The 255-nt window shown below is 39.6% G+C and carries 1 protein-coding gene; it reads left to right on the top strand.

The genetic code is table 11. The features are described 5' to 3' along the window. Window positions 1-255 (top strand): cytochrome P450 (locus tag SM754_RS20350; protein WP_323677963.1); only part of this gene is annotated, 255 nt, incomplete at both ends.

The raw sequence follows: 255 nt of genomic DNA, 5'->3' as shown, positions 1-255 counted from the left end.
CGAAAAAGAGTCATTCAAAATTCCAAAGGAATGCCAGAGCTTAGTGAGGAGGATAAGCTTATGGGTAAAAAGCGTAGATTAGCTTTCCTGGATTTGCTAATACAACAGAATATGGAAGAGAATAAATGGACTGATCAAGAGTTAAGGGAGGAAGTAGATACGTTCATGTTCGCAGGTCACGATACAACAACCACATCTTTAATATTCAGCCTATTCGTCCTAGGAAACTATCCAGAAATCCAGGAGAGAGTTCAG

Origin of the sequence: Halorubellus amylolyticus (genome assembly GCF_034808145.1) — an archaeon.
Taxonomy (GTDB): Archaea; Halobacteriota; Halobacteria; order Halobacteriales; family Natrialbaceae; genus Halorubellus.
The sequence above is the reverse complement of the archived record's forward strand: the minus strand, read 5'-3'. Positions and strand labels throughout refer to the sequence as shown.